This window comes from Streptomyces sp. NPDC048604 (assembly GCF_043199435.1).
Classification (GTDB): Bacteria; Actinomycetota; Actinomycetes; order Streptomycetales; family Streptomycetaceae; genus Streptomyces.
Genome location: NZ_JBICVX010000007.1, coordinates 327654 through 348475, shown reverse-complemented (window position 1 = coordinate 348475; position 20822 = coordinate 327654). Strand labels below are relative to the sequence as shown.

General features: G+C 72.0%; 23 protein-coding genes. 9 read left to right on the top strand and 14 right to left on the bottom strand.

From position 1 onward, the window contains the following. Positions 1-410: 410 nt before the first annotated feature. Entirely contained in the window at positions 411-1052 is a 642-nt protein-coding gene (locus tag ACGFMM_RS17795) for a DNA-3-methyladenine glycosylase (RefSeq protein ID WP_393647265.1), read from the bottom strand. 103 nt (positions 1053-1155) lie between these two features. Between ACGFMM_RS17795 and ACGFMM_RS17790 the strand changes: the two genes are divergently transcribed. From ACGFMM_RS17790 to ACGFMM_RS17780, 3 genes are all read left to right on the top strand, one after another. Then, positions 1156-1938, top strand: a complete 783-nt coding sequence (locus ACGFMM_RS17790; RefSeq protein ID WP_393647264.1) for a sporulation protein — start codon at positions 1156-1158, stop codon at positions 1936-1938. A gap of 51 nt (positions 1939-1989) precedes the next feature. Further along, the gene (locus tag ACGFMM_RS17785) at positions 1990-2523 is read left to right on the top strand and encodes a YbhB/YbcL family Raf kinase inhibitor-like protein (protein ID WP_393647263.1); all 534 of its coding nucleotides are present in this window, start codon (positions 1990-1992) and stop codon (positions 2521-2523) included. 196 nt (positions 2524-2719) lie between these two features. Then, entirely contained in the window at positions 2720-3226 is a 507-nt protein-coding gene (locus ACGFMM_RS17780) for an HNH endonuclease (RefSeq protein ID WP_393647280.1), read from the top strand. Positions 3227-3286: 60 nt separating this feature from the next. Here ACGFMM_RS17780 and ACGFMM_RS17775 read toward each other — a convergent pair whose 3' ends face one another. From ACGFMM_RS17775 to ACGFMM_RS17760, 4 genes are all read right to left on the bottom strand, one after another. Beyond that, entirely contained in the window at positions 3287-4060 is a 774-nt protein-coding gene (locus ACGFMM_RS17775) for a sulfite exporter TauE/SafE family protein (protein WP_393647262.1), read from the bottom strand. Between the two features lie 89 nt (positions 4061-4149). Next, positions 4150-5115: an SPFH domain-containing protein gene (locus tag ACGFMM_RS17770; RefSeq protein ID WP_393647261.1), complete on the bottom strand. Its 966-nt coding sequence runs from the start codon at positions 5113-5115 to the stop codon at positions 4150-4152. 101 nt (positions 5116-5216) lie between these two features. Further along, positions 5217-5645 (bottom strand): NfeD family protein, encoded by a 429-nt coding sequence (locus tag ACGFMM_RS17765; protein WP_393647260.1) that lies wholly within the window; start codon positions 5643-5645, stop codon positions 5217-5219. A gap of 78 nt (positions 5646-5723) precedes the next feature. Then, positions 5724-6521, bottom strand: a complete 798-nt coding sequence (locus ACGFMM_RS17760) for an ABC transporter ATP-binding protein (protein ID WP_393647259.1) — start codon at positions 6519-6521, stop codon at positions 5724-5726. A gap of 193 nt (positions 6522-6714) precedes the next feature. Between ACGFMM_RS17760 and ACGFMM_RS17755 the strand changes: the two genes are divergently transcribed. Continuing rightward, positions 6715-7506, top strand: coding sequence for a hypothetical protein (locus ACGFMM_RS17755; RefSeq protein WP_393647258.1), 792 nt, complete (start codon positions 6715-6717; stop codon positions 7504-7506). Between the two features lie 132 nt (positions 7507-7638). Here ACGFMM_RS17755 and ACGFMM_RS17750 read toward each other — a convergent pair whose 3' ends face one another. The 3 genes from ACGFMM_RS17750 to ACGFMM_RS17740 all read right to left on the bottom strand — a co-directional run bounded on the left by ACGFMM_RS17750 (position 7639) and on the right by ACGFMM_RS17740 (position 9788). Then, on the bottom strand, positions 7639-7878 hold the full coding sequence (locus tag ACGFMM_RS17750; RefSeq protein ID WP_393647257.1) for a chaplin: 240 nt from the start codon (positions 7876-7878) through the stop codon (positions 7639-7641). Positions 7879-8005: 127 nt separating this feature from the next. Beyond that, a complete protein-coding gene (locus ACGFMM_RS17745; RefSeq protein WP_393647256.1) occupies positions 8006-8650 on the bottom strand; it encodes a response regulator in 645 nt (214 codons plus the stop codon). Beyond that, positions 8643-9788 carry a GAF domain-containing sensor histidine kinase gene (locus tag ACGFMM_RS17740; protein ID WP_393647255.1) on the bottom strand — a complete coding sequence of 382 codons (1146 nt, stop codon included), beginning with the start codon at positions 9786-9788 and terminating at the stop codon, positions 8643-8645. Before ACGFMM_RS17740 ends, ACGFMM_RS17745 begins: the two co-directional genes overlap by 8 nt. A 186-nt stretch (positions 9789-9974) precedes the next feature. Between ACGFMM_RS17740 and ACGFMM_RS17735 the strand changes: the two genes are divergently transcribed. The 3 genes from ACGFMM_RS17735 to ACGFMM_RS17725 all read left to right on the top strand — a co-directional run bounded on the left by ACGFMM_RS17735 (position 9975) and on the right by ACGFMM_RS17725 (position 12821). Further along, the gene (locus tag ACGFMM_RS17735; protein WP_393647254.1) at positions 9975-10685 is read left to right on the top strand and encodes an SDR family NAD(P)-dependent oxidoreductase; all 711 of its coding nucleotides are present in this window, start codon (positions 9975-9977) and stop codon (positions 10683-10685) included. Next, on the top strand, positions 10682-11773 hold the full coding sequence (locus tag ACGFMM_RS17730) for an S-adenosylmethionine:tRNA ribosyltransferase-isomerase (RefSeq protein WP_393647253.1): 1092 nt from the start codon (positions 10682-10684) through the stop codon (positions 11771-11773). The genes ACGFMM_RS17735 and ACGFMM_RS17730 overlap by 4 nt, the downstream gene beginning before the upstream one ends. A 289-nt stretch (positions 11774-12062) precedes the next feature. Continuing rightward, positions 12063-12821, top strand: coding sequence for a transglycosylase SLT domain-containing protein (locus ACGFMM_RS17725; protein WP_393647252.1), 759 nt, complete (start codon positions 12063-12065; stop codon positions 12819-12821). A gap of 82 nt (positions 12822-12903) precedes the next feature. On the opposite strand, the gene ACGFMM_RS17720 is transcribed toward ACGFMM_RS17725, so the two are convergent. Next, positions 12904-15444, bottom strand: a complete 2541-nt coding sequence (locus tag ACGFMM_RS17720; protein WP_393647251.1) for an FHA domain-containing protein — start codon at positions 15442-15444, stop codon at positions 12904-12906. A gap of 361 nt (positions 15445-15805) precedes the next feature. On the opposite strand from ACGFMM_RS17720, the gene serB reads away from it, so the two are divergent. Continuing rightward, positions 15806-17023: a phosphoserine phosphatase SerB gene (gene serB / locus ACGFMM_RS17715; RefSeq protein ID WP_393647250.1), complete on the top strand. Its 1218-nt coding sequence runs from the start codon at positions 15806-15808 to the stop codon at positions 17021-17023. A 73-nt stretch (positions 17024-17096) separates the two neighbouring features. Here the strand turns inward: serB and ACGFMM_RS17710 are convergent, their stop codons facing one another. From ACGFMM_RS17710 to ACGFMM_RS17695, 4 genes are all read right to left on the bottom strand, one after another. Further along, the gene (locus ACGFMM_RS17710) at positions 17097-17615 is read right to left on the bottom strand and encodes a SixA phosphatase family protein (RefSeq protein ID WP_393647249.1); all 519 of its coding nucleotides are present in this window, start codon (positions 17613-17615) and stop codon (positions 17097-17099) included. Positions 17616-17702: 87 nt separating this feature from the next. Then, the gene (locus tag ACGFMM_RS17705) at positions 17703-17912 is read right to left on the bottom strand and encodes a hypothetical protein (protein WP_393647248.1); all 210 of its coding nucleotides are present in this window, start codon (positions 17910-17912) and stop codon (positions 17703-17705) included. Between the two features lie 156 nt (positions 17913-18068). Further along, positions 18069-18188 (bottom strand): SGM_5486 family transporter-associated protein, encoded by a 120-nt coding sequence (locus ACGFMM_RS17700; protein WP_393647247.1) that lies wholly within the window; start codon positions 18186-18188, stop codon positions 18069-18071. Positions 18189-18205: 17 nt separating this feature from the next. Continuing rightward, positions 18206-19579, bottom strand: a complete 1374-nt coding sequence (locus ACGFMM_RS17695; RefSeq protein WP_393647246.1) for a CynX/NimT family MFS transporter — start codon at positions 19577-19579, stop codon at positions 18206-18208. Positions 19580-19643: 64 nt separating this feature from the next. On the opposite strand from ACGFMM_RS17695, the gene ACGFMM_RS17690 reads away from it, so the two are divergent. Next, positions 19644-20330, top strand: a complete 687-nt coding sequence (locus ACGFMM_RS17690) for a FadR/GntR family transcriptional regulator (protein ID WP_393647245.1) — start codon at positions 19644-19646, stop codon at positions 20328-20330. Here the strand turns inward: ACGFMM_RS17690 and ACGFMM_RS17685 are convergent. Continuing rightward, positions 20293-20667 (bottom strand): hypothetical protein, encoded by a 375-nt coding sequence (locus tag ACGFMM_RS17685; protein WP_393647244.1) that lies wholly within the window; start codon positions 20665-20667, stop codon positions 20293-20295. The two genes, ACGFMM_RS17690 and ACGFMM_RS17685, sit on opposite strands and share 38 nt — an antisense overlap. Positions 20668-20822 lie beyond the last annotated feature (155 nt).

Genomic DNA, 20822 nt, shown 5'->3' with positions numbered 1-20822 from the left:
TCCGAAGATGGACGGGGTATCAACTAATCTGGCGTTGATTTTTGGCACGCTGTTGAGTTCTCAAGGAACGGACGCTTCCTTTGTACTCACCCTCTTGGGCTTTCCTCCGGGCTTTTTCCCTTCGGTCTTGCGTTTCCGACTCTATCAGATCTTTCCGATCCGATTTCCTCGGTGCCGGCGGTTTCTCGGATTTTGCTTTCCGATTCGCCCTCCGGCGTGTCCACTACTTTAGCCGATTTCCCGGGCGACTCATAATCGAGTCATTCGAGGCGAATTTCGGCATGCCGAAATCGCGCCCGTTCGGGCTGTCGTAGGTAGTGGATGGCCGCTCCCGGGTGGCTGAACAAGCAGCGCCCGTTTCCAGCGGCTCGGGCTACGTTAGGCGTCCGGAAAGGCAGAGTCAAGTTGCGTCAAGAGCGCCGTCTGCGTGGCGCGTGGGCCCGGTACGGGCTCACGGTCGGGTCCGCCTCGATCCAGAAGCGCCACGGATGCGGTGCTCCGTCGCCGCCCACGCCGGTGCGCGGGCCGCTGCGGACCTGGTCGGGGCGGGGCGGGGCGCCGGTAAGTACGGCGAGCGGGGCGTCGGGGCCGTCGCAGACGTCCGTGCCGTTCAGGGAGAGGGCGACATCCAGGGCGGTGGCGAGGCGAGCCGGGCCTTTGGCGAGTTCCTTGTCGTGGCGGGCCGAGAGTCGACGCCCGCGGGCGAACTCGGCGCCCTGCTGGATTTCACCCGCGCGGAGCAGTACTCCGCTCGCGTGTCCCTCCGGGCCGCAGACCAGGTTCAGGCAGTGCCACATGCCGTAGGTGAAGTAGACGTACGCGTGTCCGGGCGGGCCGAACATGACCGCGTTGCGGGCGGTGCGCCCGCGGAAGGCGTGTGAGCCGGGGTCGATCTCGCCGGCGTACGCCTCCACCTCGGTGAGCCTCAGCTCGATCGGACCGTCCTCTGTTCTGCGGACGAGGGTGCGGCCGAGGAGGTCGGGGGCGACCTCCAGTACGGGACGGTCGAAGAAGGCCCGGGGCAGCGGCGTCCGGTCGGGGCTCTCGCTCATGGCGTCCGAGGGTAGTGGGGGCGTGCCGGGGCGTGGCCGGGAACCGGCTACGGTCGTCGCTCGTATGTAAGGGCCAGGACCAACAAGGAGTGGGTGGACAGACATGGGCTTCAAGAAGCTGCTCGCGAGCCTGGGCGCCGGCGGGGCGACCGTGGAGACGGTGCTCACCGAGGAGAACGTGGTTCCGGGCGGGGTCGTCCAGGGCGAGGTGCGGATCCAGGGCGGTTCGGTCGACCAGCAGATCGAGGGTCTGTCGGTCGGGCTGCAGGCGCGCGTCGAGGTCGAGGGCGGCGACCAGGAGTACCGGCAGGACATCGAGTTCGTGAAGGTGCGGCTCGGCGGCGCGTTCGAGGTGAAGGCCGGGGCGGTGCACGTGGTGCCGTTCGGTCTGGAGATCCCGTGGGAGACGCCGGTGACGACGATCGCCGGGCAGCAGCTGCGCGGCATGAACATCGGTGTGACCACCGAGTTGGAGATCGCCCGTGCGGTGGACTCCGGCGACCTGGACCCGATCAACGTGCACCCTCTGCCGGCGCAGCAGGCGATCCTGGACGCCTTCATCCAGCTGGGCTTCCGCTTCAAGAACGCGGACATGGAGCGCGGTCACATCCGGGGCACCCGGCAGAAGCTGCCGTTCTACCAGGAGATCGAGTTCTTCCCGCCGCAGCAGTACCGCGGGCTGAACCAGGTCGAGGTGAGCTTCGTGGCGGACGAGCGCGAGATGGACGTCGTGCTGGAGATGGACAAGAAGCCGGGTCTGTTCAGCGAGGGCAGCGACTCGTTCCGTTCGTTCACGGTGGGTCTGCAGGACTTCCACACGACCGACTGGGCGGCGTACCTGAACCAGTGGCTCGCCGAGGTCGGCGGCAAGCGGAACTGGTTCTAGGCTCGGCGACGACAGCCGTCAGTCGGATCAGGGCGATACGGAGGTTCAGACGTGGCCGAGGGCAAGAGGGCGCCGCTCCCTCACGACTTCCATCCGCCGGTGCCGGAGTTCACCGTGGTGAGCGACGACGTGGTGCCGGGCGGGGTGCTGAACGAGGCGCAGGTGTACGCGGCGGGGAACACCTCGCCGCAGCTGCGCTGGGAGGGTTTCCCGGCGGAGACCGCGAGCTTCGCCGTCACCTGCTTCGACCCGGACGCGCCGACGGGCAGCGGGTTCTGGCACTGGGTGCTGTTCGACATCCCGGCGTCGGTGACGGAGCTGCCGGTGGGCGCGGGTTCGGGCTCGTTCGACGGGCTGCCGGCGGGTGCCGTGCACGCGCGCAACGACTACGGGTCGAAGGACTTCGGCGGGGCCGCGCCGCCGAAGGGGGACGGTCCCCACCGTTATGTCTTCACGGTGTACGCGGTCGACCAGGAGAAGCTCGGTCCGGACGCCGACACTTCTCCGGCCGCGGTCGGCTTCAACCTGCGCTTCCACACGCTGGGGCGTGCGCAACTGGTCGCGGAGTACGAGAACCACGCGTAGTCCCGCAGGCGGCAACCCCGCACGGACGACTCAGCGTTCGTCTGTTGTTTGCCCGCTTCTGGTCTTGGAGAGATCAGAAGCGGGCATCTTTCGTTGCGCAGATATTGCGTTGTCCTACCCGGCGCGCCCGGCCAGAGTTGATCCAAGCCCGGAAGCCCGGCAATCGGGCTGGGCCGGCACACGGGAGGTGGGCATGATGCGGGACACGCTGGTACTGAACGCGAGCTTCGAGCCGCTTTCGACGGTCACACTCAACCGTGCGGTGGTGCTTGTCCTGCAGGACAAGGCCGTCGTGGAGCAGGCTCATCCGGAGCTGCGCATGCGTGCCGCCGCCGTCGAGCTGCCCGTTCCCCGGGTGATCAGGCTCTGCCGCTACGTGCGGGTGCCGTTCCGAAGACAGGCTCCGTGGTCGAGGCGGGGTGTGCTGGTGCGGGACCAGCACCGGTGTGCGTACTGCGGGAGGCGGGCGACGACCGTGGACCACGTGGTGCCGCGGGCGCAGGGCGGTGGGGACGAGTGGCTGAACACGGTCGCCTCGTGTGCCGAGGACAATCACCGCAAGGCGGACCGGACGCCGGAGCAGGCCGGGATGCCGCTGCTGCACCAGCCGTTCGTGCCGACCCCGGCGGACGCGATGCTGCTCGCGATGCGGGCGGGCGAGCGGGCCGAACTGCCGGGCTGGCTGGCCGATTCGGCGGCCTAGACCGAAGCTCCGTACGCGTGCGGCGGGCCCGTCCCCTTCCCGGGGGCGGGCCCGCCGTCGTCAGCGGAGCAGGAGTTGGGCGATGGCGGTGAGGCCGACGGCGACGATGACGCCGCGCAGCACCGGGGCCGGGAGGCGGCGGCCGACCTTGGCGCCGATCTGGCCGCCGATGGCGGAGCCGACGGCGATGAGCAGGACGGCGGTCCAGTCGAAGTCGGCGACGAAGAGGAAGAAGAGCGCGGCGATGCTGTTCACGACCGCGGCCAGGACGTTCTTTACCGCGTTGAGGCGCTGGAGCGTGTCCGTGAGGAGCATGCCCATGAGGGAGAGGTAGATGATCCCCTGGGCTGCGGTGAAGTAGCCGCCGTAGACGCTCGCGAGGAACAGTCCGGTGAGCAGGAGCGGGCCGCCGTCGGGGTCGCCCTGGGCGCCGGTGCGGGCGCGCCGGGCCTGGACGGCCTTGGAGATCCGGGGCTGCAGGACGACGAGGACCAGGGCCAGGGCGACGAGGACGGGGACGATGGTCTCGAACGCCCTGGGCGGGAGCATCAGCAGGAGTATCGCGCCGCACAGTCCGCCGCAGGCGGCGACGGCGCTGAGGCGCAGGACGCGGCGGCGCTGGCCCTTGAGTTCCTCGCGGTAGCCGATGGCGCCGCTGATGGAGCCGGGGATGAGGCCGAGGGCGTTGGAGACGGTGGCGGTGACAGGTGGGAGGCCGGTGAGGAGGAGGACCGGGAACGTGATCAGCGTTCCGGAGCCGACGATGGTGTTGATGGTGCCGGCCCCGATGCCGGCGGCGAAGACTGCCAGTACTTCCCAGATGGACAACGCCATCTCCTTACATGGTCAGTGAGTCGCCTCCCCGCCCCGGCACGGCCTGGGTCGAGGGGCTCTCACCGATCATGCACGATTACGTGTACGTGTCAGTCAACCGGGGGTTCTTCGCGGCGCTGCTCGACCACGGACGCGCCCGTGCCGGAGGCGCGGCCGCCGGAGGTGTTGAAGCCGGGGACTCCGCCGCCGATGTTGCCGAAGGCGCCGGAGAGGCCCTTGAGGGCGTCGCCGATCTCGCTGGGCACGATCCAGAGCTTGTTGGCGTCGCCCTCGGCGATCTTCGGGAGCATCTGGAGGTACTGGTACGAGAGCAGCTTCTGGTCCGGGTCGCCGGCGTGGATCGCCTCGAAGACCGTACGGACGGCCTGGGCCTCGCCCTCGGCGCGCAGGGCGGCGGCCTTGGCCTCACCCTCGGCGCGCAGGATCTGGGACTGCTTCTCGCCCTCCGCGGTCAGGATGGCGGCCTGGCGCGTGCCTTCGGCGGTGAGGATCGCGGCGCGCTTGTCGCGGTCGGCGCGCATCTGCTTCTCCATCGAGTCCTGGATGGAGGTCGGCGGCTCGATGGCCTTCAGTTCCACGCGGTTGACGCGGATGCCCCACTTGCCGGTGGCCTCGTCGAGGACGCCGCGCAGGGCCGCGTTGATCTCCTCGCGGGAGGTGAGGGTGCGCTCGAGGTCCATGCCGCCGATGATGTTCCGCAGCGTGGTGACGGTGAGCTGCTCGATGGCCTGGATGTAGCTGGCGACCTCGTAGGTCGCGGCCCGGGCGTCGGTCACCTGGTAGTAGATGACGGTGTCGATGTTGACGACCAGGTTGTCCTGGGTGATCACCGGCTGGGGCGGGAAGGGGACGACCTGTTCACGGAGGTCGATCCGGTTGCGGATCGAGTCGATGAACGGGACGACGATGTTCAGGCCCGCGTTGAGCGTGCGGGTGTAGCGTCCGAAGCGCTCCACGATCGCGGCGCTGGCCTGCGGGATGACCTGGATCGTCTTGATCAGGGCGATGAATACAAGCACCACCAGGATGATCAGGACGATGATGACGGATGGCATCGTGCTCCCCGTGCCCTTCGCTGCCGGTCGACTGCCGGGTTGGTTTCGATGATCGAGTTTCCCAGACTGCGGGACGTCGTGTGCGAGGTTCTGTCACACAGTCACATCACCACGGCGGTCGCCCCGTCGATGTCGACGACGTCGACGTGCTGGCCCGGCTCGAAGCTCAGCGCGCCGTCGAGGGCACGGGCGGACCAGACCTCGCCGGCGAGCTTGATGCGGCCGCCGCTGCCGTCCACCCGTTCCAGGACGACGGCTTGACGGCCTTTCAGGGCGTCGACGCCGGTGGCGAGTTGAGGTCGTCCGTCGCGGTGCCGGGCCGCGATCGGGCGGACCACCGCGATCAGCGCGACCGAGACCACGACGAAGACGAGTACTTGAGCGACCACTCCGAAGCCGAGTGCGGCGGTGATCGAGCCGGCGACCGCGCCGACCGCGAACATGCCGAATTCGGGCATCGTGGTCAGGACCAGCGGGATGCCGAGCCCCACCGCTCCGATCAGCCACCAGACCCACGCGTCGATGTCCACGTGGTCATGGTAGGGCGGTGGGGGTCGCCGGGGACAGGGCGCAGCGCTGTGCGGGTCGCAACGCCCTGTGCGGACGGACTACTTGAGCGGGAGGCCCTGGGCGGAGTAGCGGTCGCCGTGGCGCTCGACGACGAGCGGGAGTCCGAAGCAGAGCGAGAGGTTGCGGGAGGTCAGCTCGGTCTCCATCGGGCCGGCGGCCAGCACCTTGCCCTGACGGATCATCAGCACGTGGGTGAAGCCCGGGGCGATCTCCTCGACGTGGTGGGTCACCATGAGCATCGAGGGGGCGATCGGGTCGCGGGCGAGCCGGCCGAGGCGGCGGACCAGGTCCTCGCGGCCGCCGAGGTCGAGACCGGCGGCCGGCTCGTCCAGGAGCAGCAGCTCGGGGTCGGTCATCATGGCGCGGGCGATCAGGGTGCGCTTGCGCTCGCCCTCGGAGAGGGTGCCGAACTTGCGGTCCAGGTAGTCGGACATGCCGAGGCGGTCGAGGAAGGCGCGGGCGCGCTCCTCGTCGACCGGGTCGTAGTCCTCGTGCCAGGTGGCGGTCATGCCGTATGCGGCGGTCAGCACGGTCTGCAGGACGGTCTGGCGCTTCGGGAGCTTCTCGGCCATGGCGATGCCGGCGACACCGATGCGGGGGCGGAGCTCGAACACGTCGGTGCCGACGCCGCCGAGCTGCTCGCCGAGGATCCGGGCGGTGCCCTTGGTGGGGAAGAGGTAGCTGGAGGCGAGATTGAGGAGGGTGGTCTTGCCCGCGCCGTTGGGGCCGAGGATGACCCAGCGCTCGCCCTCCTTGACCGACCATGAGACCTCGTCCACCAGAGCGCGTCCGTCGCGGACCACGGATACGTCCACCAGCTCCAGTACATCGCTCATGGTCGTGTCGTCTCCCCTTGCGGTGGTCGAGTCGTGTCGTGTCGTTGCGGCGCCGGCGTCGGTGGGCGGGCGTCCAGGGGAAAACCTACGCCACCGGCGCGGGGGCTCGGCCCTTAGGTCCCTGGTACGTCCGTACCGACCGGACTTCCCGGGTGCGGCGTCGGCGGCGCGGCGAGTGCCTAGGCTGTGGCCCATGCTTTGGGAACCACGCTCAGGACGCCTCGCCGCTTGGGGCAACGCCCTTCTGGCCGGGGCGGTGTCGCCGGACGACGCGGTCGAGGCGATCGTCGGGGACGACGCGGTGCATCGGGTGGAGGGGCTGCCGGGTGAGGCGGCTCCGGTCGGACTGACGCTCGCGCTGGGGCGGCTGCGGCGGCTCGGGGTGACCGGGTGGCGCGTGGCGCTGCCCACACCGGGACATCCGCTGGGGCTCAGCGGGCCGCCGGACTTCAACGCCCGGGCCCTGGAGGCCGAGGAGGCGGTGGTCGGCTTCGGTGCGCCGTACGGGCTGGTGCCGGAGGTGTCCGAGGCGGGGCCGGCCGGGGACGTCCATGTGGAGGTCGTCTGGCGCTGCCTCGCGGTGCGGGAGGCGCCGCCGGCGGACGTGCCGTCGCTCGGCGAGGCGGAGCGGGAGCTCGCGGAGGCGCTGCGCGAGGCGACGGCGGTGCTGACCCGGCTGGACGTGGCCGGCTCCGGCCCGGCGGCGGACGCGGCGCGGGACGCGTACCGGGCGCGGGCGGAGGCGTCGGCGGCGCGGGACGTACTGGCGCCGGGGTATCCGCCGCGGGCGGTGCGGGTGCTGGAGCTGGCGCAGCGGGTGTCGTTGCTGGTGTCGCTCGCGTACGACGACGGGCACGGCGGTGCGGTGAGCGCGGCGGAGATGGCGGCGCGGGGTGCCGCGTTGCGGCCGGTGGAGCGGGTGGCCCGGCGGGCGCAGGTGGCGGCGTACAACGCGTATGTGGAGGAGCGGGAGCGGGAGCGGTAGGTGACGGCCCGCCGGGCCCGCCCGGCGGGCGGCCGCTCGTCCGCGAAGGGGGACGCGGACGTGCGGCGCCCGCCGTGGGCGGGGGCACACCGTGTTCGCCGAGCGGCTCCCGTGTCCGTTCGGCGAGGGGTGTCAGCCGTTCGCGGCGGTGTTGCCGAAGGCGGGGTTGAGCAGACCGATCACGTTGACGCTGTTGCCGGAGGCGTTGACCGGGACGTGGATCGGGGCCTGGACGAGGTTGCCGGAGGCGACGCCCGGGGAGGCCAGGGCCTCGCCGTCCGCGTGGGCCGAGGCGGAGGCGACGCCGGCGCCGGCGGCCACGAGGCCCCCGGCGACCATGGTGAGCGCGGCGGCCTTCTTGAAGCTGTTCATGTGCGGATTCCTCCTGGTCGTCGCCGCGGCCGGGTGGCCGCGGTACGTCCTGGAGAACGGCCCCCGCCCGGCACAGTTGCGCCATGTGGGGGACATTCGCCCGACAGTATGAACACGGTGATCGTCGCTATGACGTCAGACCGTGGCGAACCGCCCAGAGCGCCGCCTGTGTGCGGTCCGCCAGGTCGAGCTTCATCAGGATGTTCGAGACGTGCGTCTTCACCGTCTTCTCCGACAGGACCAGGGCGCGCGCGATCTCCCTGTTCGAGCGGCCGTCCGCGATCAGGCCCAGGACCTCGCGCTCCCGCTCCGTCAGCGTCGAGCCGCGCCCCGAGCCGCCGTGGCCCTCCTCCTGGGAGAGGAGCGCGCCGGCGACCTCCGGCTGGAGCAGGACGTGGCCGGCGTGGACCGAGCGGATCGCGCCGGCCAGGGCGTCCGGGTCGACGTCCTTGTACACGTACCCCGAGGCGCCCGCGCGCAGCGCCGGGACGACCGTGCGCTGCTCGGTGAAGCTGGTGACGATCAGCACCTTGGCCGGGTTCGCCAGCTCCCGCAGCTTGCGCAGGGCCTCGATGCCGTCCATCCCCGGCATCTTCACGTCCATCAGGACCACGTCGGGCTTCAGCTCCTGCGCGCGGGCGACGCCCTCCGCGCCGTCGGCGGCCTCCCCGACCACCTCTATGTCGTCCTGGACCTCCAGGAAGGTGCGCAGGCCCCGGCGGACGACCTGATGGTCGTCGACCAGGAGCACTCTGATTGTCCTGTCAGCCACCGGGGACCTCCATCTCGATCGTGGTGCCGCGGCCCGGAGCCGACGTCACGGTGAGCTTGCCGCCGACCCCGCCGGCCCGGGCCCGCATGGACACCAGTCCGAGGTGCCGGCCCGCCTTGCGGACGGCACCCGGCTCGAAGCCGCGGCCGTCGTCGGCGACGGTGAGCAGCGCGCCCTGGCCGCGCCGTACGAGGGCGACGTCGACGCGCTCCGCGCCGGAGTGCCGCAGCGCGTTGTGCAGGGCCTCCTGGGCGACGCGGAGCAGCGCCTCCTCCTGCGCGGCCGGCAGGGCGCGCACGCCCGCGCTGTCGAAGGTGACCTTCGCCGCGTGGGCGCGGTCCAGGACCTGGATCTGGGTGCGCAGGGTGTGCACGAGCCCGTCCTCGTCCAGCGCGGCGGGGCGCAGCTCGACGACGGCGGCGCGCAGTTCGTCCGCCGCCTCGGCGGCCAGCGCGGCCACCTGCTGGAGCTCGCCCTTGGCGCGGGCCGGGTCGCGGTCGACGAGCGCGGCGGCGGCCTGGGCGGTGAGCCGGAGCGAGAACAGCTTCTGGCTGACCGCGTCGTGCAGCTCGTGCGCGAGCCGGGAGCGCTCCTCGGCGATGGTGAGCTCGCGGCTGCGCTCGTACAGCCGGGCGTTGGTCAGGGCGATGGCGGCGTGCTGGGCGAGGATGCCGAGAAGTTCCTCGTCGTCGGCGGTGAAGCCGCAGCCGCCGGCCGGCTTGGGGCAGCGCTTGTTGGCGAGGAACAGCGCGCCGAGGGTCTCGTCGCCGTCGCGGACGGGCAGGCCGAGGAAGTCGGACATCTCGGGGTGGGCCGCGGGCCAGCCCTCGAAGCGGGGGTCCTTGCGGACGTCGGCAAGCCGCTCGGGCTCGGCCTTGTGGAGCATCGCGGCGAGGATGCCGTGCTGGCGGGGCAGCGGGCCGATGGCCTTCCACTGCTCGTCGGAGATGCCGTCGACGACGAACTGGGCGAAGCCGCCGTGATCGTCGGGCACGCCGAGCGCGGCGTACTCGGCGTCGAGCAGTTCGCGCGCGGACACGACGATCGTCTTGAGGACGTCGCGGACCTCCATCTGGCGGCTCATCGCCAGGAGCGCGGTGCTCACGGCGGCGAGGCCGGAGCTCGGTCGATGGCTCATGTGTTCACCGTACCGGCGGGGTGTGACGGTCCGTATCCGTCCGGAGACCGCGGCGGTCCGGGACCGGGGGCCTAGGTCGAAGTGCCGTGCCGGGTCGGGGCCCGGGGACGAGGCGGCCGGAAAGGCCCCGCCGGAGGCTGGAACTCGTCGACGAGGCGAGTACCGACTTCGAGGGGACTGGGGCACATGTCTGTTGCGATCGTCACGGGGGCGTCCCGGGGGCTCGGGCGGGCCCTCGCGCACGCGCTGGCCGGCCGGGGCTGGGACCTGGTCCTGGGCGCCCGCAGGGCGAAGGCACTGGAGGAGACGGCGGAGGCGGTCCGCTCGGCGCACGGCGCGCGGGTCGTGGCGGTGCCGGGGGACGTGACGGACGCGGCGCACCGGCGGGCGCTGGTGGCGGCGGCCGGGGCGCTGGGCGGTCTGGATCTGCTGGTGAACAACGCGGGGATCCTCGGCGTCGAGCCGCTGGTCCGCCTGGAGGACCATCCGCTCGACCGGTTCCGGGCGGCCCTGGAGGCCAACGTGGTGGCCCCGCTCGGCCTCGTGCAGGAGGCGCTGCCGCTGTTGCGCGGGGCGCCCGCGGGCGCGGTGGTGGACATCAGCTCGGACGCGGCGGTGGAGGCGTACCGGACCTGGGGCGCGTACGGGGCGACGAAGGCGGCCCTGGACCGGCTCTCGGCGGTCCTGGCCGTGGAGGAGCCGGGGCTGCGGGTCTGGTGGGTGGACCCGGGCAGCATGCGCACGGACATGCTGGCGGCGGCCGACCCGGAGGAGGCCGCGGGCGCGCCCCTCCCCGAGGAGGTCGCCCCGGCGTTCCTGCGTCTCCTGGACACCCGTCCGGCCAGCGGCCGCCACACGGCGGCGGGGCTGCTGGGGGCGGCGGGGGTGACCGGGTGAGCACGCGGGCGCGGACGGGGCGTGCGGGCGCCGTGCCCGTCCGGCCCTGGCCGCGGGTGCCTCCGGAGCTTTCGGCGCGGGTTCCCGCGCAGGAGCGGGACGAGGTGCGGCTGCTGTTGTCGCGGGGCGCGACCGTGGCGCATCACCGGTTCCGGGAGCTGCCGGGGCTGTTGCGGGCCGGGGACGTACTGGTGGTGAACACGTCCGCGACGCTGCCCGCGGCGGTGAACGGACGGCTCGGCGGGGACGCCGTGGTGGTGCACTTCTCCACCCGGGGCGGCGACGGCCGGTGGGCGGTGGAGCTGCGGGCGCCGGACGGCCGGGGGACGACGCGGCCGCGGGCGGGCGGTCCGGCGGGGGCCGTGGTGCGGCTGCCGGGCGGGGCGCGGCTGGCGCTGGGCGAGCCGCTGACGCCGGGGGGCTCGCGGCTGTGGTGGGCGCGGGCGGACACGGCGGTGCCGGGGCTCCTCGCGCGGTACGGGCGGCCGATCCGGTACGGGTACACGGAGCGGGACCAGCCGCTGGAGGCGTACCAGACGGTGTTCGCGCGGCCGGCGGCGGACGGGGCGGGCTCGGCGGAGATGCCGAGCGCGGGCCGGCCGTTCACGGCGGCGCTGGTGGCGGAGCTGGAGCGCCGGGGGGTGCGGTTCGCTCCGCTGACCCTTCATACGGGGGTGGCGTCGGCTGAGGTGCACGAGCCGCCGTACCCGGAGCCGTACGAGGTGCCGGCGGCGACGGCCCGGCTGGTGAACGCGGCTCGGGCGGGCGGCGGGCGGGTGGTCGCGGTGGGTACGACGGCCGTACGGGCGCTGGAGTCGGCCGCCGGGCCGGACGGGGTGGTGCGGGCGGCCTCCGGGTGGACGGACCTGGTGGTGACGTCGGAGCGGGGGGTGCGGGTGGTGGCCGGGCTGCTGACCGGGCTGCACGAGCCCGAGGCCTCGCATCTGCTGATGCTGGAGGCGGTCGCCGGGCGGCCCGCGCTGGAGGCCGCGTACGCCGCGGCGGTGAACGGCCGTTACCTCTGGCACGAGTTCGGGGACGTGCATCTCCTCCTGCCCGAGGAGGGCCTCACTGTGCGCATTGCGTGAGCAACGCATGGTGAGAGCGGCGTGGGCCCGGTGTGAGCCCGGGCATAGGACCCAGGTCACTTACGAAGCGCGCTAGTGGCCGCATAAGGACCGGATGAGTCCTGATAGGTCCGGTTCGGGGGTGGTGTCGGGGGGTTGTCGTGGGCCCCCTGATCCACTACCCGGGATCGTACGTCACACCTTTGCCACAGGATTTTGCGGCCGCTAAGAATTGCGTCCGTCGCCGCCGATGAGGCGCAGCCGCCCCGGCCTGAGCGACCCCCCGCGCTACTCGAAGAGGTACTCCCGCATGTCCACGAAGAAGCCTGGCAACTATCGACTCAACAAGAAGCACAAGGTCTCCATCGCCGGTGTGGCCGCCCTGAGCGTCGCCGCCCTCTCCTTCTCCCTGGTCTCCGGCGGCAACGCTTCTGCCGAGACCGAGCCGCAGGCCCTGGCCAACGGCAAGCCCGTCGCCTGGGCGTACAACGCCGAGAGCGCGCAGGCCAAGGCGCTCCAGAGCAGCCTGACCGAGCAGCAGACCGCCCTGAGCCTCCAGGCCAAGAAGGACGCCGCCGCCAAGGCGCAGGCCTCCGCGAAGGCCAAGGCCAAGCGCGTCGCCGCCGCGAAGGCGAAGGCCAAGGCCGCCGCCAAGGCCGAGGCCCAGGCCAAGGCGAAGGCCGCCGCGAAGAAGCGCGCCGCCGAGAAGGCCGCCGCCAGCCGCGCCGCCGCCCGCACCCCCGTGTTCGCGAACAACCTCGACGGCTGGATCCGCGAGGCGCTGTTCATCATGGACAAGCACGACATCCCGGGCACCTACAACGGCATCCACAAGAACGTCATGCGCGAGTCCAGCGGCAACCCGCGCGCGATCAACAACTGGGACATCAACGCCATCAACGGCGTCCCGTCGAAGGGCCTGCTGCAGGTCATCTACCCGACCTTCAAGGCCTACCACGTCCCGGGCACCAAGTTCGACCAGTACGACCCGGTCGCCAACATCGTCGCCGCCTGCAACTACGCGGCCGACCGCTACGGCACGATCGACAACGTCAACAGCGCGTACTGAGTCGCCTCAGACATGCCGAAGGGCGGCACCCCGTGCAGGGGTGCCGCCCTTCGGGCGTGCGGCCCGGGCCGTGCGCCGGTGACTACTTGCGCATGACCTCCGGCTCGTGGCGGCGCAGCAGCCGCGCCACGAGGACGCAGCAGACGGCCGCCATGAACAGCTGGATGCCGAGGTCGAGGCTCCACTGGCCGACCGTGTGCTCCCACAGCGGGTCGGTGTTCGTGGGGTCCTTGTGGTCCCACGGCGGCATCAGGTGCGCCAGGTCGAGCGTGGTGCCGGCGCCCGCGATGCCCCAGCGGGACGGCATCAGCCAGGCGAACTGCTCCAGGCCGGGCGAGCCGTACACCTGGAAGAGGATGCCGGTGAACACGACCTGGATGATCGCGAACATGACCAGCAGCGGCATGGTCTTCTCGGCGGTCTTCACCAGCGCGGAAATGACCAGGCCGACCATCATCGAGGTCAGGCCGAGCGCGATGACCTGGATGCACAGCTCGACCGCCGGCGGCATGAGCAGGCCCTCGGCCGGCAGGTCGCGGGTGGAGAAGCCGATGCCGCAGATGATCACGCCCTGGAAGGCGGTGATCACGCCGAGCACGATGACCTTGGACATCAGGTACGCGGAGCGGGACAGGCCGGTGGCGCGCTCCCGCTCGTAGATGACCCGTTCCTTGATCAGTTCTCGTACGGAGTTGGCCGCGCCCGAGAAGCACATGCCGACCGCGAGGATCAGCATGATCGTGCCGGCGTCGCCGTTGAAGCGGGACGGCGGCTTGGGCGGGGCCAGGCCGAAGTCGGCGGGGATGACCACCGAGACCGCGCCGAGGACGGCGGGCAGGATCACCATCAGGGCCAGGAAGCCCTTGTCGGAGGCGATCACCGAGACGTAGCGGCGGATCAGGGTCCACAGCTGCGAGCCCCAGCCCTGCGGCTTGGGCGGCCGGGCCAGCGCCTGCTGGGCCGCGCCGGGCATCTGGACCGGCTGCGCGGCGACGGCGTCGAGGTCCGCGGCGTACATCTGGTAGTGCTGCGAGCCCTTCCAGCGGCCCGCCCAGTCGTAGTCGCGGTAGTTCTCGAAGGCGGAGAAGACGTCGGCCCAGGTGCTGTAGCCGAAGAAGTTCAGCGCCTCGTCCGGGGGCCCGAAGTAGGCCACGGAGCCGCCGGGGGCCATCACCAGGAGCTTGTCGCACAGCGCCAGCTCGGCCACGGAGTGGGTGACGACGAGGACGGTGCGCCCGTCGTCGGCGAGGCCGCGCAGCAGCTGCATGACGTCGCGGTCCATGCCCGGGTCGAGGCCGGAGGTCGGCTCGTCCAGGAAGATCAGCGACGGCTTGGTGAGGAGCTCCAGGGCGACGGAGACGCGCTTGCGCTGGCCACCGGAGAGGGAGGTGACCTTCTTCTCCTTGTGGATGTCCAGCTTGAGCTCGCGCAGCACCTCGTCGATGCGCTGGGCGCGCTCCTGGTCGCTGGTGTCCGCGGGGAAGCGGAGCTTGGCCGCGTACTTGAGCGCCTTCTGGACGGTCAGCTCCTTGTGCAGGATGTCGTCCTGCGGGACCAGACCGATGCGCTGGCGCAGTTCGGCGAACTGCTTGTAGAGGCTGCGGTTGTCGTACAGGACGTCGCCCTCGTTGGCCGGGCGGTATCCGGTCAGCGCCTTGAGCAGCGTCGACTTGCCGGAGCCGGAGGGGCCGATGACGCCGATGAGCGACTTCTCCGGGACGCCGAAGGAGACGTCCTTGAGGATCTGCTTGCCGCCGTCGACCGTCACCGTGAGGTGGCGGGCGGAGAAGGAGACGTCGCCGGTGTCGACGAACTCCTCGAGCCGGCCGCCGACGATCCGGAACGTCGAGTGGCCGACGCCGACGGTGTCGTTGGGGCCGAGCAGGGCGGTGCCGCCCTTGGGGATCGGCTGACCGTTGACGTACGTGCCGTTGTGGGAGCCGAGGTCGCGGATCTCCATGCGGCCGTCGGGCGTGGCGTGGAACTCGGCGTGGTGGCGCGAGACCTGGAGGTCGGAGACGACCAGCTCGTTCTCCAGCGCACGGCCGATGCGCATGACATGACCGAGCGACAGCTGGTGGAACATGGTCGGGCTGCGGTCGCCGAGCGCCGGCGCGGCCCCCGCGGCTCCGCCGACTCCGGGTGCCTGGTGCGGCGCCTGCTGGTGCGGCACCTGAGGCTGCGCCGGCTGCTGGGCCGGCGGCTGCTGCCAGCCCTGCTGGGGCTGGGCCTGCGGCGGGGCCTGATGACCCGCCCAGCCGGCGGCCTGATGGGCCGGCGCCTGGTGCTGCACCGACTGCTGCGCCGGGGCGGCCTGGGCGGCGCCGGCGAGATTCAGTCGCGGGCCGTCGGTCGCGTTGCCGAGGTTGACCGCGGAACCGGGGCCGATCTCCATCTGGTGGATCCGCTGGCCCTGTACGAACGTGCCGTTGGTCGAGCCGTGGTCCTCGATGACCCAACTCCGGCCGCCCCAGCTGATGGTGGCGTGTCGCCACGAGACCCGGGCATCGTCGATGACCAGGTCGCCCTGCGGATCGCGTCCGAGGGTGTATGACCTGGACGGATCGAGAGTCCAGGTCCTTCCGTTCAATTCCAGTACGAGTTCTGGCACTCCATGCCCCACTACTTGTCCCCCGATGTACCCCCGTCGCGCGGGAGTCTAGGGATGGTGAACAACCTGGGGAACTATTTCAGGCCCGGCCCTCGAACCGAAAGTCGGGCCGTGTGAAGACCCCGCAGAGGCTGCCGCCGAGGACGCGAAACCCCGCGAGTCCGTACGGATCATGAAAGTACGGACGAGCGGGGGCAAGCCGACGCCGGGGTCCGCGCGCTCCGGCACCAGGGTCCGCGCACTCCCCAGCCGTACCCGGATGGCGGCCGGGCGTCACGCGGGCGAACCGGGGGCGACGGGGTCGTCACAGGTCTGTCCGGCAGTCGGGACGGGACGTCCGGTGGCACCGGGTGCCCGATACGGTGGTATCACCATGAGCGCAACGCAGACCTCAGACGTTCCCACCCTTCTCGTCAAGATCTTCGGGAAGGACCGGCCCGGGATCACCGCCGGGCTCTTCGACACCCTGGCCGCCTTCTCCGTCGACGTGGTCGACATCGAGCAGGTCGTCACCCGGGGCCGTATCGTCCTGTGCGCGCTCGTCACGGAGCCGACCGTGAGCTCCGAGGGCGAGCTGCGGGCGACCGTGCACAGCTGGGCGGAGTCGCAGAAGCTGCAGGCCGAGATCATCTCCGGCCTCGGCGACAACCGGCCCCGGGGCGTCGGCCGGTCCCACGTGACCGTGCTCGGCCACCCGCTCACCTCGGAGCAGACCGCCGCCATAGCGGCGAGGATCACCGGGACCGGCGGCAACATCGACCGGGTCTTCCGGCTGGCGAAGTACCCGGTGACGGCGGTCGAGTTCGCGGTCTCCGGCTGTGAGACGGAGCCGCTGCGGACCGCGCTGGCCACCGAGGCGCACGAGATCGGCGTGGACGTCGCCGTCGTCTCCGCGGGGCTGAGCCGCCGCGCGCAGCGGCTGGTGGTCATGGACGTCGACTCGACGCTGATCCAGGACGAGGTCATCGAGCTGTTCGCGGCCCACGCCGGCTGCGAGAACGAGGTCGCCGAGGTCACCGCGGCCGCGATGCGCGGCGAGCTGGACTTCGAGCAGTCGCTGCACGCCCGGGTGGCGCTCCTGGAGGGCCTGGACGCCTCGGTCGTGGACAAGGTCCGCGCCGAGGTGCGGCTGACCCCGGGCGCCCGCACCCTGATCCGTACGCTGAAGCGGCTCGGCTACCAGGTGGGCGTCGTCTCCGGCGGGTTCACGCAGGTCACGGACGATCTGAAGGAGCGTCTCGGCCTGGACTTCGCCCAGGCGAACACGCTGGAGATCGTGGACGGCAGGCTGACCGGCCGGGTCACCGGGGAGATCGTGGACCGGGCGGGCAAGGCGCGGCTGCTGCGCCGGTTCGCCCATGAGGCGGGCGTGCCGCTGGCGCAGACCGTGGCGATCGGCGACGGCGCGAACGACCTGGACATGCTGAACGCGGCCGGGCTCGGTGTGGCGTTCAACGCCAAGCCGGTGGTGCGCCGGGCCGCCGACACGGCGGTGAACGTGCCCTTCCTGGACACCGTGCTGTACCTGCTCGGGGTGACCCGCGAGGAGGTCGAGGCGGCGGACCTCGGCGACGACGAGCTGCCGCACTGAGCCGCGGGCGCTCCCGTGACCTGCGCGTGGGCCCGGCTGTCCTTCGGGACGGCCGGGCCCACGCGCGTACGGGTCAGGAGTGCGGGGTCCAGTAGTCGACCAGGCGGCCGACCCCGTGCTCCACGGACTTCCAGGAGCCGGTGAACTCGACGGTCGCGATGGCCGAGGTCGGGAAGCCGCGGCGGTTCATCCGGGACAGCAGGTCGCCGTCCGCCTCGCCGGAGAGCGCGTCGGCGAGGCCGTGCATGCCGGGGTTGTGGCCGATGACGACCAGGGTGCGGACCTCGTCGGAGGTCTCGTTGAGCAGCGCGATGAGCTCGCCGAGCGAGGCCTCGTACAGCCGCTCCTCGTAGACGGTCTTCGGCCGCTGCGACAGCTCGGCGACGGCGAGCTTCCAGGTCTCGCGGGTGCGGAGCGCGGTCGAGCAGAGGGCCAGGTCGAAGGTGATGCCTTGGGCGGCGAGCCGGCGGCCGGCGAGGGGGGCGTCCTGTCGGCCCCGGTCGGCCAGCGGCCGCTCGTGGTCGGCTTCCTGGCCCCAGTCGGCCTTGGCGTGGCGGAGCAGCACGATCTTGCGGGGTGTCTCGACGCTCATGCACCCCAGCTTCGCATGAAACGGGCCTTTGGGCGCAGGGGGTTGAGGGGACTCCACCCGCACGAGATCGACGGCACCCGCACGAGGTCAGCGGCCCAGGGCGCGCTGCAGGGTCTCCAGGAACCGGCCCATCGGGGCGTCGCCGGCGACGGCCGCGGCATGCGCCTGGCCCGGGTCGGCGATCAGCAGGAACAGGACGGCGAAGGCGGCCACGGGGAGGGCGAGGGCCCACCACGGCAGCCGGGCGTCGACCCCGTTGGCCGGGGTCCGGGGGCGGGTGGGGATACGGGCCGTCATGGCCGCCTCCGTGGGTCGGGACCTGCGCGCTGCTGCGACGGTCCCCACCGTACGAAGCGGGCGGGGCCCCGCCCATCCGGTGATCCACCCACTTCACCCTGAGGCGTACCCCCTAGGGGACGCGGGGGAAAGCCCCCACCCGGGGGCGTGCCGGGCTCAGGAGGGCGAGGCGATGGAGGCGATGACGGCGATCACGGCCCCGATGCCGAGCATCGCGCACAGCACGAGCAGCAGCTTCTTCTGGCCGTTCGGGGGATTCGGTTCGAGGTAGGGCATGGGCCCAGTCTCGCATCTCAGATCTCGTCCTCGACGGTCCGGTCCCGTCCGGCGAGGACGCCCACGACCATCTGCGGGACCAGCAGGCCCGCCATGAGCGCGAGGGGCAGGTCCCAGCCGCCGCTGTGCTGGTAGAGGACGCCGACGAGCAGCGGTCCTGGGATGGAGATCAGATAGCCGGCGCTCTGCGCGAAGGCGGAGAGCCGGACGACGCCCGTGCCGGTGCGCGAGCGCATTCCGATCATGGTGAGGGCGAGCGGGAAGGAGCAGTTGGAGACGCCGAGCAGCACGGCCCAGACCCAGGCGCCGGCGGTGGGGGCGAGGAAGAGCCCGAGGTAGCCGGTGACGCCGCACAGTCCCAGGGCGACGACGATCGGGCCCTGGGTGCGCAGCCGGGTGGCGAGCCGCGGGATGACGAAGGCGAGCGGGACGCCCATGACCATGGTGACCGCGAGCAGCAGGCCGGCGGTGGTGGCGGGGACGCCGGCGTCGCGGAAGATCTGCGGCATCCAGCCCATGGTGATGTACGCGCCGGTGGCCTGGAGGCCGAAGAAGCAGGCGAGGGCCCAGGCGGTGCGGCTGCGGGTGATGCGGCCGGGCGGCGCGTCGGCGGGCGCGCCCGGGGAGGCGGCCGGTCGGCCGGCCGGGGTGCGGTGGCGGCTGCCGTCGCGGCCGAGGTGGCGGCTGCCGTCGCGGTCGCGGTCGCGCAGCAGCGGGATCCAGGGGAGTACGGCGAGAACCGCGAGTACGGCCCAGACGCCGAGGCCCGTGCGCCAACTTCCGCCCAGGGCCTCGGTCATGGGGACGGTCGCGGCGGCCGCGAGTGAGGTGCCGAGGGCGAGGGCCATGGAGTACAGGCCGGTCATGGTGCCGATGCGGTCCGGGAAGTACCGCTTGACGATCACCGGCATCAGGACGTTGCTGACCGCGATGCCCATGAGGGCGAGCGCGCTGGCGGCGAGGAAGCCGACGGTGCCGGAGGCGAAGGGCCGTACGGCGAGACCGGCGAAGATCGCGGCCATGCCCGCGCCGACGACCGCGGCGGGGCCGAAGCGGCGGGCCAGGCGGGGTGCGGTGAGCCCGAAGACGGCGAAGCAGAGCGGCGGCACGGAGGTGAGGACGCCGGCGACGCTGCCGCTCATGTGAAGGCCGGCGCGGACCTCTTCGAGGAGGGCGCCGAGGCTGGTGATGGCGGGGCGCAGGTTGAGCGCGGCGAGCACGAGTCCGACGACGACGAGACGGACGACCCAGCGGCCGGGGCCGGGACCTGTGCCGGGACCGGTGTCGCCGCCTCTGCTGCCGCCGCTGATCGCCGCCGTGGCCTCGGCGGCGGGCGTACGGAGGCGGGCAGGGGCCGGGGCGGGGTCGAGGGTCTGCGGCTCGTCGGACATGAGCGCCATCATAGAATCATGGGATGATTGATTGTCCAATCTCGAACCAATCCGGAGGTCTCTGATGGTGCTCAGCTCCCCCCGGCGTTCCGCGCTCTCGGACCAGGTGATCGCGCAGCTGCGCAACCAGATCACCTCCGGCGAGTGGCCGGTGGGCTCGCGCATCCCGACCGAGCCGGAGCTGGTCGAACTGCTGGGCGTGGCCCGCAACACCGTGCGCGAGGCGGTCCGCGCGCTCGCGCACAACGGGCTCCTCGACATCCGCCAGGGCTCGGGCACGTACGTGATCGCCACCAGCGAGCTGGCCGGCGTCATGCACCGCCGCTTCGCCGGCTCCGACCCGCGGCACGTGGCCGAGGTGCGCTCGACGCTGGAGTCCTCGGCGGCCCGGCTGGCCGCGCAGCGGCGCACCGAGCGGGACATGCGGCAGCTGGAGGCGCTGCTCGCGCGGCGCGAGGAGTCCTGGGCGGCGGGCGACGCGGAGCATTTCGTGACCCTGGACGCGGCCTTCCACCAGGCGGTGGTGGCGGCCTCCCACAACGACGTGCTGACGGGGCTGTACGCCGACCTCGGGGACGTGCTGCGCGACTGGCTGCGCGGGGACGTGGGCCGGGAGCTGCGGCCGGAGAACCACATGGACCACGGGCGGCTCGTCGCCGCGATCCGGGCCGGCGACGGGGACGCCGCGGCGGCGGAGGCGGCGAGCTATCCGTTCATGTGCCTGCGGAGTCCGTCGCCGGCTGATGGGTGAGCCAGACCGCCCGTACGTCCTTCCAGCAACGGCCGCTCAGCTCGGCGTACTCGGTCGGGCCGACGTCGGCCGGGGCGCTGTCGCTGTCGACGTCCCACCAGGCGTCGCACTCGACGTGCAGCCGGACCCGGTCGGTGCCGGGGTAGGGGTTGTGGCAGTACGCGGTCACCCGCGAGCCGTCGACGGCGGTACGGCAGGTCGCCTCGTACGCCGGAGGCTGTTCGCCCCGGGCGGCGGGCGCCGGAGCGGCGCGTACCTCGGCGAGGACGGCGGCGGTCCCGGCGAGGAGTACGGCGGCCGAGGCGATCCCGACCACTCTGCGGTGCCTCGCACGCATGGCCGTACCTCCTCCCCGTCGGCAGACAGAAACGTCACGCTCCGACCAGTCTGAGGTGCGCCGCCGGACTTTTCGACTCGAGCCCGTTCCGCAATGCGGGAGGGCCGGCGGGCCACCCCCGAAGGGGCGGCCCACCGGCCCTCATCACGTCCGCG

What these genes read in the sequence shown, in the direction of transcription:
- ACGFMM_RS17795 (WP_393647265.1), bottom strand. Translation starts at nt 1,052, where the DNA reads ATGAGCGAGAGCCCCGACCGGACGCCGCTGCCCCGGGCCTTCTTCGAC.
- ACGFMM_RS17790 (WP_393647264.1), top strand. Translation starts at nt 1,156, where the DNA reads ATGGGCTTCAAGAAGCTGCTCGCGAGCCTGGGCGCCGGCGGGGCGACC.
- ACGFMM_RS17780 (WP_393647280.1), top strand. Translation starts at nt 2,720, where the DNA reads ATGCGGGACACGCTGGTACTGAACGCGAGCTTCGAGCCGCTTTCGACG.
- ACGFMM_RS17775 (WP_393647262.1), bottom strand. Translation starts at nt 4,060, where the DNA reads ATGGCGTTGTCCATCTGGGAAGTACTGGCAGTCTTCGCCGCCGGCATC.
- ACGFMM_RS17770 (WP_393647261.1), bottom strand. Translation starts at nt 5,115, where the DNA reads ATGCCATCCGTCATCATCGTCCTGATCATCCTGGTGGTGCTTGTATTC.
- ACGFMM_RS17760 (WP_393647259.1), bottom strand. Translation starts at nt 6,521, where the DNA reads ATGAGCGATGTACTGGAGCTGGTGGACGTATCCGTGGTCCGCGACGGA.
- ACGFMM_RS17755 (WP_393647258.1), top strand. Translation starts at nt 6,715, where the DNA reads ATGCTTTGGGAACCACGCTCAGGACGCCTCGCCGCTTGGGGCAACGCC.
- ACGFMM_RS17750 (WP_393647257.1), bottom strand. Translation starts at nt 7,878, where the DNA reads ATGAACAGCTTCAAGAAGGCCGCCGCGCTCACCATGGTCGCCGGGGGC.
- ACGFMM_RS17740 (WP_393647255.1), bottom strand. Translation starts at nt 9,788, where the DNA reads ATGAGCCATCGACCGAGCTCCGGCCTCGCCGCCGTGAGCACCGCGCTC.
- ACGFMM_RS17735 (WP_393647254.1), top strand. Translation starts at nt 9,975, where the DNA reads ATGTCTGTTGCGATCGTCACGGGGGCGTCCCGGGGGCTCGGGCGGGCC.
- ACGFMM_RS17725 (WP_393647252.1), top strand. Translation starts at nt 12,063, where the DNA reads ATGTCCACGAAGAAGCCTGGCAACTATCGACTCAACAAGAAGCACAAG.
- serB (WP_393647250.1), top strand. Translation starts at nt 15,806, where the DNA reads ATGAGCGCAACGCAGACCTCAGACGTTCCCACCCTTCTCGTCAAGATC.
- ACGFMM_RS17710 (WP_393647249.1), bottom strand. Translation starts at nt 17,615, where the DNA reads ATGAGCGTCGAGACACCCCGCAAGATCGTGCTGCTCCGCCACGCCAAG.
- ACGFMM_RS17705 (WP_393647248.1), bottom strand. Translation starts at nt 17,912, where the DNA reads ATGACGGCCCGTATCCCCACCCGCCCCCGGACCCCGGCCAACGGGGTC.
- ACGFMM_RS17700 (WP_393647247.1), bottom strand. Translation starts at nt 18,188, where the DNA reads ATGCCCTACCTCGAACCGAATCCCCCGAACGGCCAGAAGAAGCTGCTG.
- ACGFMM_RS17695 (WP_393647246.1), bottom strand. Translation starts at nt 19,579, where the DNA reads ATGTCCGACGAGCCGCAGACCCTCGACCCCGCCCCGGCCCCTGCCCGC.
- ACGFMM_RS17690 (WP_393647245.1), top strand. Translation starts at nt 19,644, where the DNA reads ATGGTGCTCAGCTCCCCCCGGCGTTCCGCGCTCTCGGACCAGGTGATC.
- ACGFMM_RS17685 (WP_393647244.1), bottom strand. Translation starts at nt 20,667, where the DNA reads ATGCGTGCGAGGCACCGCAGAGTGGTCGGGATCGCCTCGGCCGCCGTA.